The sequence below is a fragment of the Pseudomonas sp. SWRI111 genome, from assembly GCF_014268555.1.
In the GTDB taxonomy this organism is placed as follows: domain Bacteria; phylum Pseudomonadota; class Gammaproteobacteria; order Pseudomonadales; family Pseudomonadaceae; genus Aquipseudomonas; species Aquipseudomonas hamedanensis.
The window spans coordinates 143,268-163,269 of record NZ_JABWQQ010000006.1; the positions used below are offsets into that span (position 1 = coordinate 143,268).

Below are 20,002 nucleotides of genomic sequence, written 5' to 3' on the forward strand. Positions count from 1 at the left end.
AAATATCTGGTTTAAAAGCATGATTTGAGCGTTTCGTCTGCAAACAGTGAGATTAAGCCGATAAATATCGATGACTCACTGCAAAATAAATGTGGGAGCGCGCTTGCTCGCGAATGCGGTGTGTCAGTCATTGAATGTGGCGACTGGCATACAGCTTTCGCGAGCAAGCCCCGCTCCCACAAGGGATTTGCGGTGTTTACAGCCCTTCGGTCAGCACCCGATCCAGCATATCGACAAAGAAGTCCACACTCTGGCGCGACGTCACCATCGGCGGTTTGATTTTGAGAATATTCAGGTCGTCGCCGGTCGGCTGCATGAAAATCCCCAGCTCGCGCAGGCGGTCACACAGCAATGCAGTCTCTGCAGTCGCCGGCTCCAGCGTCTCGCGGTTGCGGACCAATTCAAGGCCGAGGTAGAACCCGGAGCCATGCACCGCGCCCACCAGCGGATGTTTATCGATCAAGGCCTCGAGTCGCGCCTTGAAGTGACCGCCCACCGCCTGCGCGTTTTCCCAGAGTTTTTCTTCCTCCATGACGTCCAGCACCGCCATGCCGATCTGACAGCTCACCGGGCTGCCCCCGGCCGACGAGAAGAAATAACCCTCGGCTTCCAGCGCCTCGGCGATTTCCCGGCGGGTGATCACCGCACCCAGCGGCTGGCCGTTGCCCATGCCTTTGGCCATGGTGATGATATCCGGCACCACGCCCTGATCTTCGAAGCCCCAGAAAAACCTGCCCATGCGCCCGTAACCGACCTGCACCTCATCGGCGATGCACACGCCGCCCTGCGCACGTACCAACGCGTAAACCTGTTGCAGATAACCCGGCGGCAGCGAGATACCGCCCGCGTTGCCATACACCGGTTCGCAGATGAAGCCGGCCAGTTGGCGCTTGTGTTCAGCGAGTTTATGCAGATGATGCTCGACGCTGCGCACGTAATCCGGCGCCGAGTCCGGGCCACGGAATTCGCCGCGATAGGTATTCGGCGCGGTCACCGGATGTACCCAGTCCGGGCGGCTTTCCAGCGCTTTCGGGTTGTCGGCGATCGATGTCGACACCGCATCGGCGCCAACCGTCCAGCCGTGATAGGCCTCCAGCACGCTGATGATGTCGCGACCGCCGCTGTAGGCCCACGCCAGGCGAATCGCCAGATCGTTGGCCTCGCTGCCGCTGTTGACGAGGAACACCCGATCCATGCCCGCCGGCGCCAGTTTGAGCAGGCGCTCGGAGAACTCCGCAACCGCAGCGTAGTTGAAGCGCGAGTTGGTATTGAGCAGCGACCACTGACGCGCCGCGACCGCGGCCATGCGCGGATGCCCGTGACCGAGCACCGCGACGTTGTTAAGCATGTCGAGGTACGAACGGCCCTGCATATCGATCAGGTGATTGCGCCAGCCGCGTTCGATGCGCGGCGGGTCAGCGTAATAGTGCTTTTGCGTGCGGGCGAAACTGGCCGCGCGACGCTCCAGCAGGGTTTTTCCGTCCAGCTCCGGTTCGGCATCGCAGGCCAGTCCCAGCAGCGCTGCCGGCGATGGACACAAAGCCCGCCACGCCGGCGCACGCGAGGGTGTGCAGAACAACGGCGCATCGAGGTGCTCGCCTCGACACAATTGCACGCGCAACGGCCCGCTGATTTCACCCAGCGCCTGCCCTTTGTCCAGCGCCGTGCCGCTAGGCAGATTGGCCGTGACGCCCCACAGACGAACGCTCAGTTGCGCACCGTTGAGTTGCAGCGCGTCGTCACCTGCGGACTGCAGCACTCCGGCAAACGGCGCTGCCACAGCGGTGCCATGGGGCACGTGCAATTCGACATGCAGCGCGAAGGTGTCCGGCTCCTCAGCGCTGTCGGCACGGGTACGCGACAACCGGTATTGGCCGTAACGGCTTGCCGCCAGGCCATGGGCAGCGGCCGCTTCAGTCAACAGGCGCTGATCGATGCCCGCCTGCTCCCAGTTGCCAGCCTCGAAATGCGGACTGAGCACGCCCAGGTCGATCAAAGCGAATTCACGTCCGACCAGGCTCGGCAGCAGCGGCGCAAACCCATCGCTGTCGATGGCGGGCAAGGCATAACCGACGGCGTTGACAATCGCCGCTTCCATCAGTGCCAACGGCACGGAAGTGGCCACGCGGAAAATCTCCCATTCGTGGCTGAGATTGTCACGACTGTAAGTGTTGCCAGGATCGATGCTGACCTGCTGCTCGCCACTGAGCACCAGCACCGCTGCCCGCGCCACGATCAATGGCCACAAGGCCTGCAGTTCTTCGTACTGCAACGGATTGGCCGCGTGATAGGCCTTGACTGCCGGCAGGATCACAAACGGATCGCCATCGGCGTGATGCAGCAAAGCGGCGCAGGTCACCGACAAATCCGTGATGCGCCAGGTGCGCACCAGATCGCCAAAATCAATCACTCCCTGCAACTGCCAATGACGCTGGGCATCCCGCTGCCAGACGACATTATCGTCAGTGATGTCCATGTGAATTGCCTGCACCGGCAGTTTGTCCAGCAGCGGCTGCAAACGGCACTCGGACTGCTCGGCGGCAGCGCTGATCGATGCGCGTTGCTGCGCGTCCGTGACCACTGGCAACAGATGCTGGATCAACGCATAGGCGTGACGCGCGTCCCATTGCAAGGTGCGCTCAAGACCCGGGTGATCAAAGCCTGCCAATGCCAGGTCCATCTCGCCGCAGAGCCGGCCAAAACCGGCTACTACCTCACGGCCCAGATGATTGAAATCGGTCAGCGGCTGGCCGTCGATGTACTCCAGCAGCCGCACGTGCACCGCTGCGCCATCGGCTTGCAATGACAACAGATCTTCGCCGTTATTGGCCGTAATCACGCCGGGCACCCTGATCGAAGAATGCCCGGCGAGGTACTTGAGGCCGGCATGCTGGGCTTGCAGCTCCACCAGGGCGTAATCGCCACGACAGATTTTCAGCACGAAGCGCCCGCGTGCACTGTCGAGGCGATAGTTCAGGTCCTGCTGGCTGCCCAGTGCCTGCAACGTGCCGCTGAGACCGTAATGTTCGTGCAGCCATTGCAGCGCCTGGGCCTCTGAAACCTGAGGAGCTGGCAAACTGGCGCGATGAATCAACGTGGCGAGCGGCATGAAACGACCCCTGAAATTTTATTAGGCGCTTATATCGCCATTGCCTCGGTCGTTACGCAACCCCCAGGCGCGTGCAGACCGGGTATTTCCACCCGACGCTCGCACCCCGCAGCACTTTGCGCAAGAATGTCGCCCATTCACACCCTATCAATGGAAATCCTCATGAATGTAATCACCACCGACTTGCCCGGTGTTCTGATCATCGAACCCAAGGTTTTCGGCGACGAGCGCGGTTTTTTCTACGAGAGCTTCAACGCCAGGGCGTTCCAGGAAGCGACCGGTCTGGACACCCAATTCGTTCAGGACAACCACTCTCGTTCGCAAAAAGGCGTGTTGCGTGGCCTGCATTACCAACTGCAAAACACCCAGGGCAAACTGGTCCGCGTGACCGTCGGTGAAGTGCTTGACGTGGCCGTGGACATCCGCCGCAGCTCGCCGCATTTCGGCAAGTCGGTGGCGGTGCGTCTTTCCGCTGAGAATCACCGTCAGTTGTGGGTACCGGAAGGCTTCGCCCATGGTTTCGTGGTCCTGAGCGAGTTCGCAGAATTCCTCTACAAGACCACCAACTACTACGACCCGTCTTCCGAGCGCAGCATTCGCTGGGATGACCCAGCGCTGGGCATCGACTGGCAACTGGACGAAGCGCCGAAGCTGTCGGCCAAGGATGCAGCTGCCGCGCTGCTCAAGGACGCTGACGTCTTCGCTTGAGGCCGGGCATAATGCGCCTGTCACCTCAGGCGCAACCGGCTCATGAAACCCACTCTCCCCCGCAGACCCCGCTGGCGCAGCCTCGCGCTGCTGGCCCTGTGCCTGGCGCCACTGCTGTGGCCACTGGAACATCTCGCCGAGCGCTATTACCGCAGCGAACTGGCCAGCCAGAACCGCCAGACCCTCGATCTCTACGTTGCCAACCTGCTGGGCACCCTGCACCGCTACGAAGTGTTGCCGCAGATCCTCGGCGACCTGCCGGCCCTGCGCGCTGTACTCGGAGCGCCTGATGACGGCGTTACCCAAGGCAACGCCAATCGTCTGTTGAACAACATCGCGGCGCAGACCGGCGCCGAAGTCATGTACCTGATGGACACTTCAGGCAAGACCCTGGCAGCGTCAAACTGGGACAAACGCGACAGCTTCGTCGGCCGCAACTTCTCCTTCCGACCGTATTTCAGCGAAGCCATGGCCGGGCGCCTGGGGCGCTTTTTCGGGCTCGGCACCACCTCGGCCAAACGCGGCTACTTCTTCGCCGCGGCTGTGCGCAAGGGCGAAACGATCATCGGCGTACTGGTCATCAAGGTCGACCTCGACCACACCGAAAGCCTGTGGGGCAAAACCCCGGAACAACTGCTGGTCACCGACCACAACGGTGTGGTCATCCTGACCTCGCGCCCGGAATGGCGCTTTCGCGCAACCCGCATGCTGAGCGATGCCGAGCGTGCGGCGATCACCGCAATCCAGCCCTACCCGACCCGCGAACCACGGCCGCTCAACCTGAGTCCCGACGCCTGGCTGACGCAGACCCACGACATCGCCGAAACCGGCTGGAGCGTCAGCATTCTCGCCCCCCGCACGCTGATCGACCGGCCGGTGCGCACCGTTGTCGCGATCGGCGGCGCCACCCTGCTGGTGGTGATGCTGCTGGTTGGGTTGATGATGCAGCGTCGCCGCCATTATCTGGAACGCATCGCCTTTGAAGCCAAGGCCCGCCGCGAACTGGAAGGCCGGGTCGCGGAACGCACCAGCGATCTCGAAGGCCTCAACCGCCGGTTGAAACAGGAAGTGCTGGAGCGCGAACAGGCGCAGCAGGAACTGGTGCGCGCTCAGGACGATCTGGTTCAGGCCGGCAAACTGTCGGCGCTGGGCACCATGTCCGCGAGCATCAGCCACGAACTCAATCAGCCGCTGGCGGCGATTCGCAGTTACGCGGAAAACGCCGAAGTGTTGCTTGATCATCAGCGCACCGAAGACGCCCGCGGCAACCTTAAACTGATCAGCGAACTGACCGGGCGCATGGCCTCGATCATTGCCCACCTGCGCGCTTTCGCCCGCCGTGATCGCCACGCCCCGGAAAGTGTCGCCCTGCAACCGGCGCTGGACGATGCGCTGGCGTTGCTGGCCAAACGTCGGCGCAGCATGGAAGTCGAACTGATCCGCGATCTGCCGGCCGCCACGCTCTGGGTCGAAGCCGGCGAGACGCGTCTGCGCCAGGTGCTCGGCAATCTGCTGGCCAACGCCCTCGACGCACTGACCGAAAAAGGCCCGCCGCGCAAACTCTGGCTGAGTGCCGAAGCCACCGCCGACGGCGTCAATCTGTACATTCGCGATAACGGCCCGGGGTTCTGCATGGAAGCCCTGGGGCGCGCCAGCGAGCCCTTTTACACCACCAAGACGCGCACCCAGGGCCTGGGTCTGGGCCTGGCCATCTGTGAAACCCTGATGCGCGCCTTTGGCGGTGAACTGTCGTTCGCCAACCACAAACAAGGCGGCGCCCTGATCACCCTGCGCCTGCGCGCCGGCGCACCCGGGGTCAGTCTGCAACCGTCCGAGGACCGAAGTGCATGACCATCGATAATCGCATTCAGGTGGTGCTGATCGACGACGATCCGCATCTGCGCCAGGCCCTCGGCCAGACACTGGATCTGGCCGGTCTGAAAATCCTGCCGCTGTCCGAAGCCAAGGGCCTGGCCGGGCAACTGGAGCGTGACTGGCCCGGTGTGGTGGTCAGCGACATTCGCATGCCGGGCATGGACGGCCTCGAACTGCTCAGTGAATTGCACGCACAGGATCCTGAGTTGCCGGTGCTGCTGATCACCGGTCACGGCGATGTGCCATTGGCGGTGCAGGCGATGCGCGCCGGCGCTTACGACTTTCTGGAAAAACCGTTTGCCAGCGATGCCCTGCTCGACAGCGTGCGCCGCGCCCTGTCGCTGCGCCGCCTGGTGCTGGACAACCGCAGCCTGCGCCTGGCCCTCAGCGATCGCAACGAACTGAGTGCGCGGCTGGTCGGCCACTCGACGCCGATGCTGCGCCTGCGCGAGCAGATCGGCGCGCTGGCAGCGACCAAGGCTGACGTGCTGATTCTCGGCGAAACCGGCGCCGGCAAAGAGGTCGTCGCCCGCGCACTGCACGACTTATCGAGCCGCCGCAACGGCCCGTTCGTGGCGATCAACGCCGGCGCACTGGCCGAGTCGGTGGTGGAAAGCGAGTTGTTCGGCCACGAGCCCGGCGCATTCACCGGCGCGCAGAAGCGCCGGATCGGCAAATTCGAATTCGCCAATGGCGGCACGCTGTTTCTCGATGAAATCGAAAGCATGAGCATGGACGTGCAGGTCAAGCTGCTGCGCATGTTGCAGGAGCGCGTAGTTGAACGTCTGGGCGGCAACCAGTTGATCCCGCTGGACATCCGGGTCATCGCCGCCACCAAGGAAGACCTGCGTCAGGCCGCCGATCAAGGCCGTTTCCGCGCTGACTTGTATTACCGCCTCAACGTCGCGCCGCTGCGCATTCCGCCGCTGCGCGAGCGTGGCGAAGACGCGCTGATGCTGTTCCAGCATTACGCCGATGAAGCCAGCGCCCGCCACGGCTTGCCGCCCCACGAACTGCAACCGGCACAACGCGCGTTGCTGCTGCGCCATACCTGGCCGGGCAACGTCCGCGAATTGCAGAACGCCGCGGAGCGCTTTGCCCTCGGCCTGGAGCTGGCGCTGGACAACGGCGCTGCCGAAGGCCCTGGCGGCACACCCGCCACGGTCATCCACGGCGGCCTCAGCGAGCAGGTGGAAAATTTCGAAAAGTCGTTAATTGCCGCAGAATTGGCACGCTCGCACAGCTCAGTGCGCAGCCTCGCGGAAGCGCTGGGTATTCCACGCAAAACCTTGCACGACAAGCTGCGCAAGCACGGCCTGAATTTTGGCGACAGCAGCCACGGGGAAGACAACGAATGAGCAGCGAAAGGGAATATCTGCAAACGGTGCTGCATCACGACATTCCGCTGACCGCCGAGATGGGTCTTGAGGTGCTTGAATGGCGTGAGCAGCAATTGAGCCTGCGCTTGCCGCTTGCTCCCAACGTCAATCACAAGAGCACCATGTTTGGCGGCAGCCTGTACTGCGGCGCGGTGCTGGCGGGTTGGGGCTGGCTGCATCTGCGCTTGAAAGAAGAAGGGATTGAAGACGGACACATCGTCATTCAAGAAGGGCAGATCCATTATCCGCTCCCTGTGACGGGCGACGCCGTGGCGATTTGTCCGGCGCCAGATGCTGTGGTGTGGAAAAGGTTTCTGGCGATGTATCGGCAGTATGGCCGGGCGCGGTTGGCGCTCGATACGCGGATTGTGAATGCGGGAACTGCAGACGATGCGGTGAGGTTTACCGGGCAGTACGTTTTGCACCGTTGAAGCAAAAGATCGTCCGAAGGCTCGGGCCGCGTTCGGACGATCTTTTGATCTCAGGAGCGAGCCAGCTCCAACAACCGCGCACGCCATGCAGCCTTCGCCGGCAATGCCAGAAAAAACTCGTTCAACAACGATTCACGCGCCGGGTAACAAAACGCTTCACCGTTCAGATCCAGCACCTCGCCCCCCGCCCCTTCCAGCACGCCCTGCGCCGCCGCCGTGTCCCACTGCGAAGTCGGCGCCAGTCGCGGATAGCAATCGGCTGCACCTTCGGCGAGCAGACAAAACTTCAACGAGCTGCCGATATTCGCCAGTTGCAGCTCACCGAGACTTGCGCTCAATCCCGCCAGCAGACGCTCTTGCTCGGCACTGGAATGCCGGCGGCTGGCGACCACTGTGAACGCTTCTCCCGGCCCCGGGACATCGCGCACCTGGATCGCGACCGGCGTGGCGCCCTTGTCGCCGCGCCAGGCACCGAGCCCGGCACCGCCAACGTAAAAACGACCGCTGGTCGGCATCGTCACCACGCCAAACACCACTCGGCCATTTTCGATCAGCGCGATGTTGACGGTAAATTCTTCGCTGCCGCTGATGAATTCTTTGGTGCCGTCCAGCGGATCGACCAGCCACCAGCGCTGCCATCCGGCGCGGACGCTTTGCGGGATATTGGCGTCTTCTTCGGATAACACCGCAATACTCGGATCCAGCGCTGTCAGGCCGGCGACGATGATGTGATGCGCAGCCATGTCGGCAGCCGTCACCGGCGAATCATCGGCCTTGGCCGTCACTTCAACACCGGCGCGCCAGAACGGCAAAATCGCCTCGCCGGCCTGCAAGGCCAGTTGCACCACGGGTGCCATCAGGGGATGGGGGAAATTCATCGACGTCTCACTCATAATTGAACACCCCGCGCTGGCTCAGCAGATCGCGGGTCAAATAAAGCGCCGCCAGCGCGCGCCCTTCGGAAAATTGCGGGTTAAGCGCCAGCGCCGACAATTCGCGCAGATTGACCTTGTCGACCCGCATCGGCTCCGGCTCGTCGCCCTCCAGCCGCTCTTCGTAGAGATCGGTCGCCAGCACCACCTGGATCTTCTGGCTCATGTAACCGGGCGACAGCGACAGCTCGGTCAGATGCTCCAATTGCCGCGCGCCAAAACCGGCCTCTTCCTTGAGTTCGCGCTCAGCCGCAGCCAGCACGTCTTCGCCCGGCTCGATCAGGCCCTTGGGCAGCGACAGCTCGTATTCGTCCGTGCCGCCGCAATATTCCTCGATCAACACCGCATGTTCGGCGTCGAGCATCGCCACAATCATCACCGCGCCATAACCTGCACTTTTGCCGACCAGGCGCTCGTAAGTGCGCTCCACGCCATTGGAAAAACGCAACTTCAGCTCTTCGACACAAAACAGGCGGCTGGTGGCGACAATCTCGCGGGCAAGTACGGTGGGTTTCTGGCGCATGCAAAGCTCCTTGGCGTGAACGCGCTACTATAACGCGGCTTTCCCGATTGTTTGCGTCGGATATCTTTCTACTGTTCGAGACGTTGCCATGCCTTCATTACCGTGGTCCGACATCGATACCGTTCTGCTGGACATGGACGGTACGTTGCTGGATCTGCACTTCGACAACCACTTCTGGCTGGAACATCTGCCCCAGCGCTATGCCGAACTGCACGGCGTCAGCCGGGCCATGGCCGAGATGGAGTTGCAGCCGCTGTTCGAGCGCCACGCCGGCCAGTTGCAGTGGTATTGCCTGGATTTCTGGAGTGCGGAACTGAAGCTGTCGGTGCGCGAGCTGAAACAGGAGACCGCGCACTTGATTGCCCTGCGCCCGGATGCCGACACCTTTCTCGACGCGATCAAGCGTGCCGGCAAACGGGTGATCATGATCACCAATGCGCACCGCGATTCGCTGTCGCTAAAGCTGGAAAGAATCGAACTGGCGCCGTACTTCGAACGGCTGATCAGCTCGCATGATTATGGTTATCCGAAAGAAAATCCGCAGTTCTGGGATGCCCTGCAGGCGGACATCGGTTTTGATCCGGCGCGCAGCCTGTTTATCGACGACACCTTGCCAATCCTGCGCAGCGCGAGGGATTTTGGCGTGGCGCATTTGCTCGCGGTGAAAGAGCCGGACAGCCGCAAGGGGCCGAAGGACACGGCGGAATTTGCGGCGGTTGAGGATTATCGCGATTTGATTGTCGGACTGTGAAACCGCGTTGCGCCCTTCGCGAGCAGGCTCGCTCCCACTTTGGAATGCATTTCAATGTGGGAGCGAGCCTGCTCGCGAAAGCGGTTTCGAAGGTTATTCAGGGATACGCAACACTTGCCCTGGGTAAATCTTGTTCGGATCCTTCAACAACGGCTTGTTGGCCTCGAAAATTTTGTTGTACTTGCTCGCATCTTTATAAACACGCTTGGAAATGTCGCTCAGCGTGTCGCCCTTCTCGACCGTGACAAACTTCGCGGCAGTGGCAACTCCGCCGGTCACGGTGATCTGATCGTCCACGCCACTCACACCAGCCACGTTGCCCAACGCCAACAGGATCTTCTCTTTTTCTTCCTGGCTGGCCGCTTCACCCGTAGCGATGACCTTCTCGCCTTCAACCTTGACCTGGATCTTCGATGTGTCGATACCGGTCAATGCTTCCTGCACATGCTTGGTCAATGCTGCACTGTTGGCTTCGGCCTTGTCCGGCGTCAGGGCATCGAGGATTTTTTCACCGGCATCTTTCAAAAAGCTGAATAGGCTCATTGCGTTCTCTCCATGGAATAAAAGGTCAGTCGTCCAAGCCTAGACCACCCCGGACAATCCCGGTTCCAGTCCGACCAATGACGCTGCCGCGCCGCAGGCGGTAGAATCGTCGCACCCCGCCAACCGCCCGGAGCGAAGATGGACATCAAGCAGCTGAAATTCCTCATCGCCCTCGACGAAACCCGCCATTTCGGCCAGGCCGCCGCGCGTTGTCACATCACCCAGCCGACCTTGTCGATGCGCCTGCGCAGCCTCGAAGAGGAGCTGGACCTGCCGTTGGTCAACCGTGGCCAGCGCTTCGAAGGTTTTACCGCACCGGGCGAGCGCGTATTGGCCTGGGCGCGCACGGTGCTGGCGGCGTACGACGGCTTGCAGGCCGAGGCGGCGGCGTGCCGCGGTAACCTGATCGGTACGCTGCGTCTGGGCGTGGTGCCGCTGTCGAGTTTCGATCCGTTGCCGCTGATGCAGCGTTTGCACGCCGCGCACCCGGAGCTGCGCTTCGAGCTGTCGTCACTGAGCTCCGAGCAGGTGCTTGAACATCTGGCGAACAACCGCATCGATATCGGTGTGTCGTATCTGGAGCGTCTGGACAATGAGCGATTCGAGTCGCTGGCGTTCGCCGAGACCCGCATGGGTTTGCTCTACGATGAGCGCTCCTTCACGTTTGGCGAGGCGCCGCTGAGCTGGGAGGCGCTGATTGAATTGCCGCTGTGTATGCTCACCAGCGGCATGCACTTTCGCCAGTCCATCGACCACAACTTCCACAGCCGTGGTCTGACGCCGCAACCGCTGCTGCAAACCGACGCCGTCCATCAATTGCTGCAAGCGGTACACGGCGGTTTTTGCTGCGCGATCATGCCGCTGGATGGCGGTGCGGAAACCCTGGCCGATCACTTGCGTCTGCACCCGATCGAAAACGCCCGCACCCTCGCCCCGCTGGGCCTGATCATGCGCCGCGGCGCGCCGCGTTCGGCGCTGGCGGAAGCCTGTTTCGCGCTGTACCAGAAATTGCCCGAAGACGCTTGATCGACGGCATCTATCGGTAGATCGGTAATAGCGATTAGACGCGACATCTTGCCGCGCCTAGTCTTAACGTTGATCAAACCGTCGGTGATGCCATGAACGCCAAGCGCCCAGCCTGCGCGGCGCCTGCACTCGAAACGCCCGCGACCGCCAGCCAGACGTACAGTTACAGCGATTTGCCTCGCGAGGAATCGGCCAGCACTGCGCTCGCCGAGGAAGTCGCGTTGGCGATTGCCTACAACGGCATCAGCCAGGCCGTGATGCTGGTGACACCGACCGACCTTGAAGATTTCATCGTCGGATTCAGTCTTGGCAGCGGCATCATTGAACACGCCAGCGATATCTACGACCTGCAACTGACCGCGGCCGGCTCGGCGCAATACGCCCAAGTGACCATCGCCAACCGCGCCTTCTGGAACCTCAAGCAACAGCGTCGCCAGTTGGCCGGCACCAGCGGTTGCGGTCTGTGTGGTGTAGAAGCCGTCGAACAGGCCCTCCCTGATCTCAAGGTGTTGCCTGGCGCGGCGTTGCCGCCGATCGAATGGCTGGATGGCCTGCGCCAACGCATCGGCGCCTTCCAGCCGCTCGGCCAGCATTGCGGCGCAGTACACGCGGCGGTGTTCATGAACGCCAGCGGAGAACTGCTGCTGGGCCGCGAAGACATCGGTCGGCATAACGCCCTCGACAAGCTGATCGGCGGGCTGATCCGCCAGAAGATTTGCACAACAGGCGGGCTGGCGATCGTCACCAGCCGTTGCAGCCTCGAACTGATTCAGAAAGTGTTGCGTGCCGGCATCCAGACGTTGGTCAGCCTGTCCGCACCCACAGGCCTTGCCGTGCAATGGGCCCGGCGCCACAACCTCAATCTCATCCACCTGCCGCAGAAAAGTGCGCCGCGGGTGTACAGCCCCGCGATGGAGAATCAAGCGTGAGCCAACATCATCAAGCCGACCAGAAACCTGTCCCGCGTTACAAGCCGTACAAAGGCGCCGCCGGCGGCTGGGGCGCCCTGATCAGTGTGGCTCAGGCCTGGTTGACCAGCGACAATGCCCTGAAGAACTTGCGCATGATGCTCAAGACCAACCAGAACGGCGGTTTCGACTGCCCGGGTTGCGCCTGGGGCGATTCGCCGGAAAGCGGCATGGTCAAGTTCTGCGAGAACGGCGCCAAAGCGGTGAACTGGGAAGCGACCAAGCGCCGTGTGGATGGCAAATTCTTCGCCAAGCACAGTGTTACGTCGCTGCTGGAGCAGAGCGATTACTGGCTTGAATACCAGGGCCGTCTGACCGAGCCGATGGTGTATGACGCCGAGACCGATCGCTATAAACCGATCAGTTGGGACGATGCCTTCGCCATGATCGGCAGGCATCTGCAGAGCCTGTCGAGTCCGGACCAAGCCGAGTTTTACACCTCAGGGCGCGCCAGCAACGAAGCGGCTTATCTCTACCAATTATTCGTGCGCGCCTTCGGCACCAACAACTTCCCGGATTGCTCGAACATGTGCCACGAGGCCAGCGGCGTGGCGTTGGCGCAGAGCGTCGGGGTTGGTAAAGGCACGGTGACCTTCGATGATTTCGAACACGCCGATGCGATTTTCGTCTGGGGCCAGAACCCTGGTACCAACCATCCGCGGATGCTTGAACCTCTGCGTGAAGCGGTCAAGCGTGGCGCTCAGGTGGTGTGTGTCAATCCGCTGAAAGAGCGCGGCCTGGAGCGCTTCCAGCATCCGCAGCACCCGATCGAAATGCTCACCAACGGTGACAAGCCAACCAACACTGCGTATTTCCGCCCGGCCCTCGGCGGCGACATGGCGGTATTGCGCGGCATGGCCAAGTTCCTCCTGCAATGGGAACGCGAGGCGCAGAAGGCCGGCGAGCCGGCGGTGTTCGATCACGATTTTCTTAATGCCCACAGTACCAACGTGCTGGAGTACCTCGGGGTGGTCGATGACACACCGTGGGAGCAGATCGTTGAGCAGTCCGGCCTGACGCTGGTCGAAATCGAGCAAGCCGCGCGCATGTACGCCAAAGGCAAGAACGTGATCATGTGCTGGGCGATGGGTATCACCCAGCATCGCCACTCGGTGCCGACCATTCAAGAAATCGCCAACCTGATGCTGCTGCGCGGCAACATCGGCAAGCCGGGTGCCGGTCTGTGCCCGGTGCGCGGCCACAGCAACGTGCAGGGCGACCGCACCATGGGCATCAACGAGCGTCCGCCGGTGGCATTCCTCGACTCGCTGGAGCGGCGCTTTCAGTTCAAGGTGCCGCGCCACAACGGTCACAACGTGGTCGAGGCGATCCATGCGATGGCCGAGGGTCGCGCCAAAGTCTTCATCGGTCTGGGCGGCAACTTTGCCCAGGCCACGCCGGACAGTCCGCGCACCTTCGCAGCACTGAGCAATTGCGACCTGACCGTGCAAATCAGCACCAAACTCAACCGCAGTCACCTGGCTCACGGTAAAGATGCGCTGATCCTGCCGTGCCTGGGACGGACCGACATCGACATCCAGAGCGAAGGCCCGCAAGCGGTCACCGTCGAAGATTCGTTCAGCATGGTGCACGCTTCCAATGGCCAGTTGCAGCCGCTGTCGAACCAGATGCGCTCGGAGCCGTCGATCATCGCCGGCATCGCCGCCGCGACACTGGGCAGCAAGCCGGTAGACTGGAACTGGCTGGTGGCCGATTACGGGCGCATTCGCGAACTGATCGCCGACACGATCCCGAACTTCAAAGACTTCAACGAAAAGATCAAAAACCCGGGCGGCTTCTACCTGGGCAACTCGGCCGGTGCACGCAAGTGGAACACGCCCTCGGGCCGCGCCAACTTCCGCGCCAATCAGCTGCCAAAAGACCTGATCCACGAACGCACCCGCGCCACCGGGCAATTGCCGGATCTGATCCTGCAATCGATGCGTTCACACGACCAGTACAACACCACGATTTACGGCCTCGACGACCGTTATCGCGGAGTGAAGGGCCAGCGTGACGTGTTGTTTGTCAACGAGGCCGACATCATTCGTTTGGGCTTCCGGCCCGGGCAGAAGGCCGACATCGTGTCGCTGTGGGACGATGGACGTGAGCGCCGGGTGAAAGGTTTTACATTGTTGGCGTTCGATATTCCCGCAGGACAAGCGGCGGCGTACTATCCGGAAGTCAATCCGCTGGTGCCGCTGGAAAGCACGGGCGATGGCAGCCACACGCCGACTTCGAAGTTCATCGCGATCCGGCTGGAAGCGGCGAGTGAGACGGGGTTGATCATGGCCAAGTCGGCTTAACCGGCGCTTGAACTGGCCCCTTCGCGAGCAAGCCCGCTCCCACACTGGAATGCATTTCAAATGTGGGAGCGGGCTTGCTCGCGAAGGCGTCGATTCAAGCGATAAATTTCTAAGCTCAGCCCCTTTTCGACCGCCCACAAAAAAGGCCGTTTTTGCATAAAAACGGCCTGTCCGAAGTAGCTAAAGACCGGCGAAAACCGGTTAAGTTCCGGTGAAAAAACAGTAACTTGCAATATTGTATACAAGTCGTGTTATTCGTCGGATTTTGATTGTCACGCCCATCGCAGAGCCTCAGGATCGGCGCCGTCATCCCTTTGAGGCTCATCCTCTATGAAGTTCTCCTCGATTCTCTTGTTGTCCCTTGGCCTGGTCAGTGGCTTAGCTTCTGCCGGAGGCACCACCGAAGCAGGTGTGGGCGGCGCATTGGGCGGGGTTCTTGGCTCGGTCGTCGGTCAGTCGTTAGGCGGCAACACAGGTTCCACTATCGGCGCAGCCCTGGGCGGCGCGGGTGGTAGCGCAGTCGGCGCAGACAAACGCAGCCGTGGCGAAGCCGCCATCGGCGGTGCACTGGGTGCAGCGGGCGGTAACGTGGTTGGCCGCAGCCTGGGCGGCACCACCGGCAGCCTGATCGGCTCCGCCGCAGGCGGCGGCGCGGGTGGCGCGCTGGGTAACTACATGGGCAACAAGAGCGACGACGATGATCGTCACTATGATCGCCGCTATGACGATCGTCGCTACTACCGCGACCGTGGCCATCCAGGTCGTGGCCACGCTTACGGCCATCGCAAGCACCACAAGCACTATCGCCACGATTAAGGCGAACGCTTGAATAGAAATCGCAGCCCCAGGGCTGCGATTTTTTTTGGCTAGATAACCAAACGTTCCAACGCCCCGCGCAACCCGGCAGGAATCGGCACAGGCTGATTACTCGCACGATCCACAAACACATGCACGAACCGCCCCGCCGCACACGCTTCGCTTTCGCCCACCTTGAATACCGCCAGTTCGTACTGCACCGAGCTGTTGCCCAGCTTGCCTACCCGCAAACCGACCTCGATCAGATCCGGGAAAGCGATCGAAGCGAAGTAATCGCAGGCCGAGCTGACCACGAATCCCACCACCTCACCGTCATGGATATCCAGACCGCCGACCTGGATCAGGTAGGTGTTTACCGCCGTGTCGAAGAAACTGTAATAGGTGACGTTATTCACATGGCCGTAAGCGTCGTTGTCGTGCCAGCGTGTGGTGATGGGCTGGAAGTGTGGGTAGTCGGTGCGTTGAGGCGTGGGGTTGGACATTGATCGGCAATTCCCAAGAGTATTTCTGCGAGTCTAATTCATAACCCGGATATGGCTTTCGCGAGCAGGCTCGCTCCCACAATGGAATAGGCCAACCTGCTCGCGAAGACGTCAGCATGGACGAGCAGTGTCAACGCTCAGCAAACCCTTTCCCCTGCGCTGCCAAATCGCCGATCAACCGCGCCGGCTGCCACTGATCGCCCTGCCGCGTCTCCAGCGCCAGCAAGCGCTGATGAATAGCGGCCAGCCCTTGCCGGTCCGCCCAGGCCATCGGCCCGCCCTTGTCGGCGGGAAACCCATAGCCGTTCAGATACACCAGATCGATGTCATGGGCCGACCCGGCAATGCCTTCCTGAAGAATCTTCGCGCCTTCATTGACCAGGGCCAGCAGGCAGCGCTCCAGAATCTCGTCAGGCCCGATCTCGCGGCGCTGGAAACCCAGTTCTTCGCTGACGCGTAATACCAGCGCATCCACCTCAGGATCATGCTCGGCCTGCCGGCTGCCCGGCTCATAGTGGTAGTAGCCATTGCCAGACTTCTGACCAAAACGGCCCATTTCGCACAAGCGATTATCGACCTGTACTTCCGGCGCCTGCTGCCCTTTGCCGGCCAGCTCGCGAGCGCGCCATTCCAGATCGATGCCCACCACGTCGTACATGCGAAACGGGCCCATGGCAAAACCGAAACCCTGCAGCGCCGCGTCAACCTGATGTGGATAAGCGCCTTCAAGCAGCATCTTGCGTGCCTCGAGGACATACGGATGCAGCATGCGGTTGCCAATAAAACCGTGGCAGTTGCCCGACACGACACTGACTTTGCCCATGCGCTTGCCTAACGCCAATGCAGCTTCCAGCGCTGCCGGTGAAGTTTGCGCACCTCTTACGATTTCCAGCAGTTTCATGATGTGCGCCGGGCTGAAAAAGTGCAGACCCAACACCTGTGTCGGGCGCCGCGTAGCCGCCGCGATAGCATCGATGTCCAGCGCCGAGGTGTTGCTCGCCAGCAGCGCTTCGGGCTTGAGCAGGCCATCCAGTTCACGAAAGATCTTTTGCTTGAGCTCAAGGTTTTCGTACACCGCTTCGATCACCAGGTCGACGTTGCGGATTGCCGAGTAATCCGCCGCTGCACTGACCCGAGCCATACGCGCATCGGCCTCGGCCTGATCGATCCGCCCCTGCCGCACGTTGTGGGCGTAAGTCTCGGCCACGCTGTCGAGCGCTTGCTCGAGCATCTGTGGATTGTTGTCGACCCATTGCACAGCCACGCCGGCATTGGCCAGGCACATGACAATGCCCCGGCCCATGGTACCCGCGCCGATCACGGCAGCCTGCTGAATATCGAAGGATGTCTGGCTCATGTTGTTCTCTTGTTGGCGATCCGAAGACAGATCCCAACCATAGTCAGCCCGTCGCGGTTTTTGAAGTTTATTAGCGTGATGAGCGACATTCAGCGGATGGATGCAGCGCTCACGAACTCCTCGTTAATCGAGCAAATGGTCGTCAGCCCAATGACGCACTTGCGCGTAGGGATATTCCTCCAGCGCTGCATACCCCGGGATCGCCCGTGCCTTGAGCTTGGTGAACACCGGCACACTGATACCGCACAGGAACCGCGTCAGGCGTTCAGCCGTCGGAACGCTGCCCGTGTGCTGTTCATGCTTGTGGATAAATTCCCCACACAGCGCCGCAAAGTTTTTATCCACAAGCGCTGGCAGCGCTGGCGGCTCCGGCAATCGCGCGACCTGGCCATGACACACCGAACAATGGCCGCAACGCTCAGGGGCATGGTGATCACCGAAATACTCGGCCAGGCGATAACCCAGGCAGCGTTCGGTGGCGAACACCTCAAGCATGGCGTGAATCCGCGCCACTTCGGTCTGTTCGTGCCGGGAGAAATACTCGTGCAGCTCAGCGCTCAGGGCATCGCTGTCAAACTCGCTGTGCAGCAGGCTGTAAACCTCGGTCATTTGCTTGCTTTCAAGCTCGACCCAGCCTTTTTCGTGAAAGTAATCGAGCGCCGTCACCACGCGATTGCGCTCGGCGGAATATTGCGTGTACATGGCCTCGAAATTCACCGTGGCCCAGGTTCGTGCGCGCGGTGACGTCTGGATGATCGCCGCGACGAAATCCCTGCGCTCGCCTTCGAAGCGCTGGAGCAGTGCGTCAGGTTCCAGCAAATATTTGAAGCGGTACTCGGCGTAGTAGGCGTAACGCGGAGCGATCAGACCGCGCAGCTCCAGTTGCACCAGCAAGGTCTTCAGCGGCAACGCGCGAATATTGCTTTGATCCGCCAGCGGGCCGAGCAGAAACTCCCATTGTCCTTCCGGCACCGAGGCTTTCAGTTCGTCGAGAACATAACGAATACCGTCGCGCTCGGGCGTATCGCCGTAAACGAAGTTTTCCAGCACATTGAGGCTGTCGCGGTTGGCCAGCACCAGGCAATCCGAAGGCTGCCCGTCACGCCCGGCGCGGCCGATCTCCTGACTGTAGTTTTCGATGGACTTGGGCAAATCGAAATGCACGACGTTGCGGATGTCGCTCTTGTCGATGCCCATACCGAAGGCAATGGTGGCGACGATGCAGTTCGAGCGTCCGGCCATGAAGCGTTGCTGAATGCCTTCTCGTCGATCGTGGGGCAGACCGGCGTGATAAGCCTCGGCCTGGATGCCGTTACGTTCCAGGTGCTCGGCGATGTGTTCGGCGGTTTTCTGCAACGTGACGTAGACAATGCTCGGTTGCCCGGGGCGCTCGGCCATCCACTCGACCAGCCGCCGGCGCTTGTCCTGGCCACGTACCGGCTCCACCAGCAGATTCAGATTGGGCCGATAGAAACCGGTGGTCACCACGTCCTCAGGGGCGATGGCGAATTTGCTCTGCATGTCGGCGATGACTTTCGGCGTGGCCGTGGCGGTGAGCAGCAAGGCCTGCGCAATGTTGAACTGGCGCTGGTAGTCCGGCAGTTTGAGGTAGTCGGGACGGAAGTTATGACCCCACTCCGAGATGCAGTGCGCCTCATCCACGACCAATAGCGAAATCGGCACCTGCTGCAAAAAGTTACGGAAGCGCTCGTTTTTCAGGCGCTCCACGGAAATCATCAGAATCTTCAACTCGCCCGAACGCGCACGAGCCATGACCTCGTTGGCATCCTCACGGCTCTGTGCCGAATCAATACTGCCCGCCGAAATGCCGTGGCGCTTGAGGAAGGCCAATTGATCCTGCATCAAGGCCAGCAGCGGCGAGACCACCAGCGTCAGATGTGGCAGTAAAAGCGCGGGCAGCTGGTAGCAAAGGGACTTACCGGAACCGGTGGGGAAAATCGCCGCCGCCGAACGCCCGGCCAGTACTGCAGTGATGGCCGTTTCCTGGCCGTGCCGAAACTGTGGATAACCAAAAACCTGTTCCAGGGTGTTGTGCATTCGCTGTCACTCCTTTGACCGCTGTCATGCCAACAGCCTAGCGGGCGATCACAGCGAGTCGAGAAAAGGTTGCGGGGCAAATCGATACGGGATGATACAGCCCAGACACCCGGTCATGGCCTGAAACACACGCCAGGTTTTGTTTATCGCGGTGTTTTTCAGTCTCGCGTTAACGTTCCCGCTCAAGCACCCGTACCGCGACGTAAAGGCCGATGCGCGTGCAATCACACAAAGGAATGGTCATGTCGAACACACTGAAGTTGCCCCTCATTCTCCTCATTGCGTCCCTGCTGCTGGGCGGATGCATGCCGGTTCCTGATGGCCTGCCGGAACTTGCCACAGTCGTAGCGACGGACGCGCCGCCCAGTGCCTGAAATTGAACTCAGCATTGCCTGCAAGTAAGTCACTGGCGTACATTGACGATGATTTTTATTGAGACCTCAGCCTTCACCCGCCGAGTCCTAGAGCTTCTGGACGACGATACTTATGCCGCCTTCCAGAAGCAGTTGGTTGTAAACCCGTCTATCGGCGATGTAATCGAAGGGTCCGGAGGGATACGCAAAGCACGAGTCGCCTCCAAAGGCCACGGCAAGCGAGGTGGCGCACGGGTGATCTACTACCATTTCATCTCTGCGTCACAGATCGCTCTCTTGATGATTTATCCAAAAAATGAGCAACACGACCTTACACATGACGAACGAAAAGTGTTGAAGGCAATGATTGGAAACTGGAGATAAC

General features: G+C 61.0%; 17 protein-coding genes. 10 read left to right on the top strand and 7 right to left on the bottom strand.

Features of this window, described 5'->3' with window-relative positions; all coding sequences use genetic code 11:
• Positions 1-196: 196 nt before the first annotated feature.
• On the bottom strand, positions 197-3,109 hold the full coding sequence (locus HU755_RS10115; protein WP_186632058.1) for an aminotransferase: 2,913 nt from the start codon (positions 3,107-3,109) through the stop codon (positions 197-199).
• Positions 3,110-3,271: 162 nt separating this feature from the next.
• Between HU755_RS10115 and rfbC the strand changes: the two genes are divergently transcribed.
• From rfbC to HU755_RS10135, 4 genes are read left to right on the top strand one after another with little or no spacing between them, the layout of a single operon-like run.
• Positions 3,272-3,817, top strand: a complete 546-nt coding sequence (rfbC, locus tag HU755_RS10120) for a dTDP-4-dehydrorhamnose 3,5-epimerase (protein ID WP_186632061.1) — start codon at positions 3,272-3,274, stop codon at positions 3,815-3,817.
• Between the two features lie 42 nt (positions 3,818-3,859).
• Complete coding sequence (locus HU755_RS10125) at positions 3,860-5,668, top strand: ATP-binding protein (RefSeq protein WP_186619415.1); 1,809 nt, start codon at positions 3,860-3,862, stop codon at positions 5,666-5,668.
• Positions 5,665-7,050 (top strand): sigma-54 dependent transcriptional regulator, encoded by a 1,386-nt coding sequence (locus HU755_RS10130; RefSeq protein WP_186619414.1) that lies wholly within the window; start codon positions 5,665-5,667, stop codon positions 7,048-7,050. The genes HU755_RS10125 and HU755_RS10130 overlap by 4 nt, the downstream gene beginning before the upstream one ends.
• Entirely contained in the window at positions 7,047-7,502 is a 456-nt protein-coding gene (locus HU755_RS10135) for a YiiD C-terminal domain-containing protein (RefSeq protein ID WP_186632064.1), read from the top strand. The genes HU755_RS10130 and HU755_RS10135 overlap by 4 nt, the downstream gene beginning before the upstream one ends.
• A 50-nt stretch (positions 7,503-7,552) precedes the next feature.
• Here the strand turns inward: HU755_RS10135 and cysQ are convergent, their stop codons facing one another.
• Positions 7,553-8,380: a 3'(2'),5'-bisphosphate nucleotidase CysQ gene (gene cysQ / locus HU755_RS10140; RefSeq protein ID WP_186632266.1), complete on the bottom strand. Its 828-nt coding sequence runs from the start codon at positions 8,378-8,380 to the stop codon at positions 7,553-7,555.
• Between the two features lie 7 nt (positions 8,381-8,387).
• Positions 8,388-8,957, bottom strand: coding sequence for an ADP compounds hydrolase NudE (gene nudE, locus HU755_RS10145; RefSeq protein WP_186548521.1), 570 nt, complete (start codon positions 8,955-8,957; stop codon positions 8,388-8,390).
• A gap of 88 nt (positions 8,958-9,045) precedes the next feature.
• On the opposite strand from nudE, the gene yrfG reads away from it, so the two are divergent.
• Complete coding sequence (gene yrfG, locus HU755_RS10150) at positions 9,046-9,708, top strand: GMP/IMP nucleotidase (protein ID WP_186632067.1); 663 nt, start codon at positions 9,046-9,048, stop codon at positions 9,706-9,708.
• 93 nt (positions 9,709-9,801) lie between these two features.
• On the opposite strand, the gene lysM is transcribed toward yrfG, so the two are convergent.
• The gene (gene lysM, locus HU755_RS10155; RefSeq protein WP_186632070.1) at positions 9,802-10,251 is read right to left on the bottom strand and encodes a peptidoglycan-binding protein LysM; all 450 of its coding nucleotides are present in this window, start codon (positions 10,249-10,251) and stop codon (positions 9,802-9,804) included.
• Positions 10,252-10,389: 138 nt separating this feature from the next.
• Here lysM and HU755_RS10160 point away from each other — a divergent pair, with 138 nt between their 5' ends.
• The 4 genes from HU755_RS10160 to HU755_RS10175 all read left to right on the top strand — a co-directional run bounded on the left by HU755_RS10160 (position 10,390) and on the right by HU755_RS10175 (position 15,367).
• Positions 10,390-11,277, top strand: a complete 888-nt coding sequence (locus HU755_RS10160) for a LysR family transcriptional regulator (RefSeq protein WP_186632073.1) — start codon at positions 10,390-10,392, stop codon at positions 11,275-11,277.
• A gap of 92 nt (positions 11,278-11,369) precedes the next feature.
• Positions 11,370-12,206, top strand: coding sequence for a formate dehydrogenase accessory sulfurtransferase FdhD (gene fdhD / locus HU755_RS10165; RefSeq protein ID WP_186632076.1), 837 nt, complete (start codon positions 11,370-11,372; stop codon positions 12,204-12,206).
• Positions 12,203-14,551, top strand: coding sequence for an FdhF/YdeP family oxidoreductase (locus tag HU755_RS10170; RefSeq protein WP_186632079.1), 2,349 nt, complete (start codon positions 12,203-12,205; stop codon positions 14,549-14,551). Before fdhD ends, HU755_RS10170 begins: the two co-directional genes overlap by 4 nt.
• Before the next feature lie 330 nt (positions 14,552-14,881).
• Positions 14,882-15,367, top strand: a complete 486-nt coding sequence (locus HU755_RS10175) for a glycine zipper domain-containing protein (protein WP_186548533.1) — start codon at positions 14,882-14,884, stop codon at positions 15,365-15,367.
• 50 nt (positions 15,368-15,417) lie between these two features.
• Here HU755_RS10175 and HU755_RS10180 read toward each other — a convergent pair whose 3' ends face one another.
• The 3 genes from HU755_RS10180 to HU755_RS10190 all read right to left on the bottom strand — a co-directional run bounded on the left by HU755_RS10180 (position 15,418) and on the right by HU755_RS10190 (position 19,264).
• The gene (locus HU755_RS10180; RefSeq protein ID WP_186632082.1) at positions 15,418-15,849 is read right to left on the bottom strand and encodes a thioesterase family protein; all 432 of its coding nucleotides are present in this window, start codon (positions 15,847-15,849) and stop codon (positions 15,418-15,420) included.
• Positions 15,850-15,979: 130 nt separating this feature from the next.
• Positions 15,980-17,206 (bottom strand): 3-hydroxyacyl-CoA dehydrogenase, encoded by a 1,227-nt coding sequence (locus HU755_RS10185; RefSeq protein WP_186632085.1) that lies wholly within the window; start codon positions 17,204-17,206, stop codon positions 15,980-15,982.
• Between the two features lie 123 nt (positions 17,207-17,329).
• On the bottom strand, positions 17,330-19,264 hold the full coding sequence (locus tag HU755_RS10190; protein WP_186632088.1) for an ATP-dependent DNA helicase RecQ: 1,935 nt from the start codon (positions 19,262-19,264) through the stop codon (positions 17,330-17,332).
• Positions 19,265-19,686: 422 nt separating this feature from the next.
• Between HU755_RS10190 and HU755_RS10195 the strand changes: the two genes are divergently transcribed.
• Positions 19,687-20,001 (top strand): type II toxin-antitoxin system RelE/ParE family toxin, encoded by a 315-nt coding sequence (locus HU755_RS10195; protein ID WP_186632091.1) that lies wholly within the window; start codon positions 19,687-19,689, stop codon positions 19,999-20,001.
• Position 20,002: the final 1 nt, after the last annotated feature.

Coding starts and splice junctions, on each gene's coding strand:
- HU755_RS10115 (WP_186632058.1), bottom strand. CDS start 3,109: ATGCCGCTCGCCACGTTGATTCATCGCGCCAGTTTGCCAGCTCCTCAG.
- rfbC (WP_186632061.1), top strand. CDS start 3,272: ATGAATGTAATCACCACCGACTTGCCCGGTGTTCTGATCATCGAACCC.
- HU755_RS10125 (WP_186619415.1), top strand. CDS start 3,860: ATGAAACCCACTCTCCCCCGCAGACCCCGCTGGCGCAGCCTCGCGCTG.
- HU755_RS10130 (WP_186619414.1), top strand. CDS start 5,665: ATGACCATCGATAATCGCATTCAGGTGGTGCTGATCGACGACGATCCG.
- HU755_RS10135 (WP_186632064.1), top strand. CDS start 7,047: ATGAGCAGCGAAAGGGAATATCTGCAAACGGTGCTGCATCACGACATT.
- cysQ (WP_186632266.1), bottom strand. CDS start 8,380: ATGAATTTCCCCCATCCCCTGATGGCACCCGTGGTGCAACTGGCCTTG.
- nudE (WP_186548521.1), bottom strand. CDS start 8,957: ATGCGCCAGAAACCCACCGTACTTGCCCGCGAGATTGTCGCCACCAGC.
- yrfG (WP_186632067.1), top strand. CDS start 9,046: ATGCCTTCATTACCGTGGTCCGACATCGATACCGTTCTGCTGGACATG.
- lysM (WP_186632070.1), bottom strand. CDS start 10,251: ATGAGCCTATTCAGCTTTTTGAAAGATGCCGGTGAAAAAATCCTCGAT.
- HU755_RS10160 (WP_186632073.1), top strand. CDS start 10,390: ATGGACATCAAGCAGCTGAAATTCCTCATCGCCCTCGACGAAACCCGC.
- fdhD (WP_186632076.1), top strand. CDS start 11,370: ATGAACGCCAAGCGCCCAGCCTGCGCGGCGCCTGCACTCGAAACGCCC.
- HU755_RS10175 (WP_186548533.1), top strand. CDS start 14,882: ATGAAGTTCTCCTCGATTCTCTTGTTGTCCCTTGGCCTGGTCAGTGGC.
- HU755_RS10180 (WP_186632082.1), bottom strand. CDS start 15,849: ATGTCCAACCCCACGCCTCAACGCACCGACTACCCACACTTCCAGCCC.
- HU755_RS10185 (WP_186632085.1), bottom strand. CDS start 17,206: ATGAGCCAGACATCCTTCGATATTCAGCAGGCTGCCGTGATCGGCGCG.
- HU755_RS10190 (WP_186632088.1), bottom strand. CDS start 19,264: ATGCACAACACCCTGGAACAGGTTTTTGGTTATCCACAGTTTCGGCAC.
- HU755_RS10195 (WP_186632091.1), top strand. CDS start 19,687: ATGATTTTTATTGAGACCTCAGCCTTCACCCGCCGAGTCCTAGAGCTT.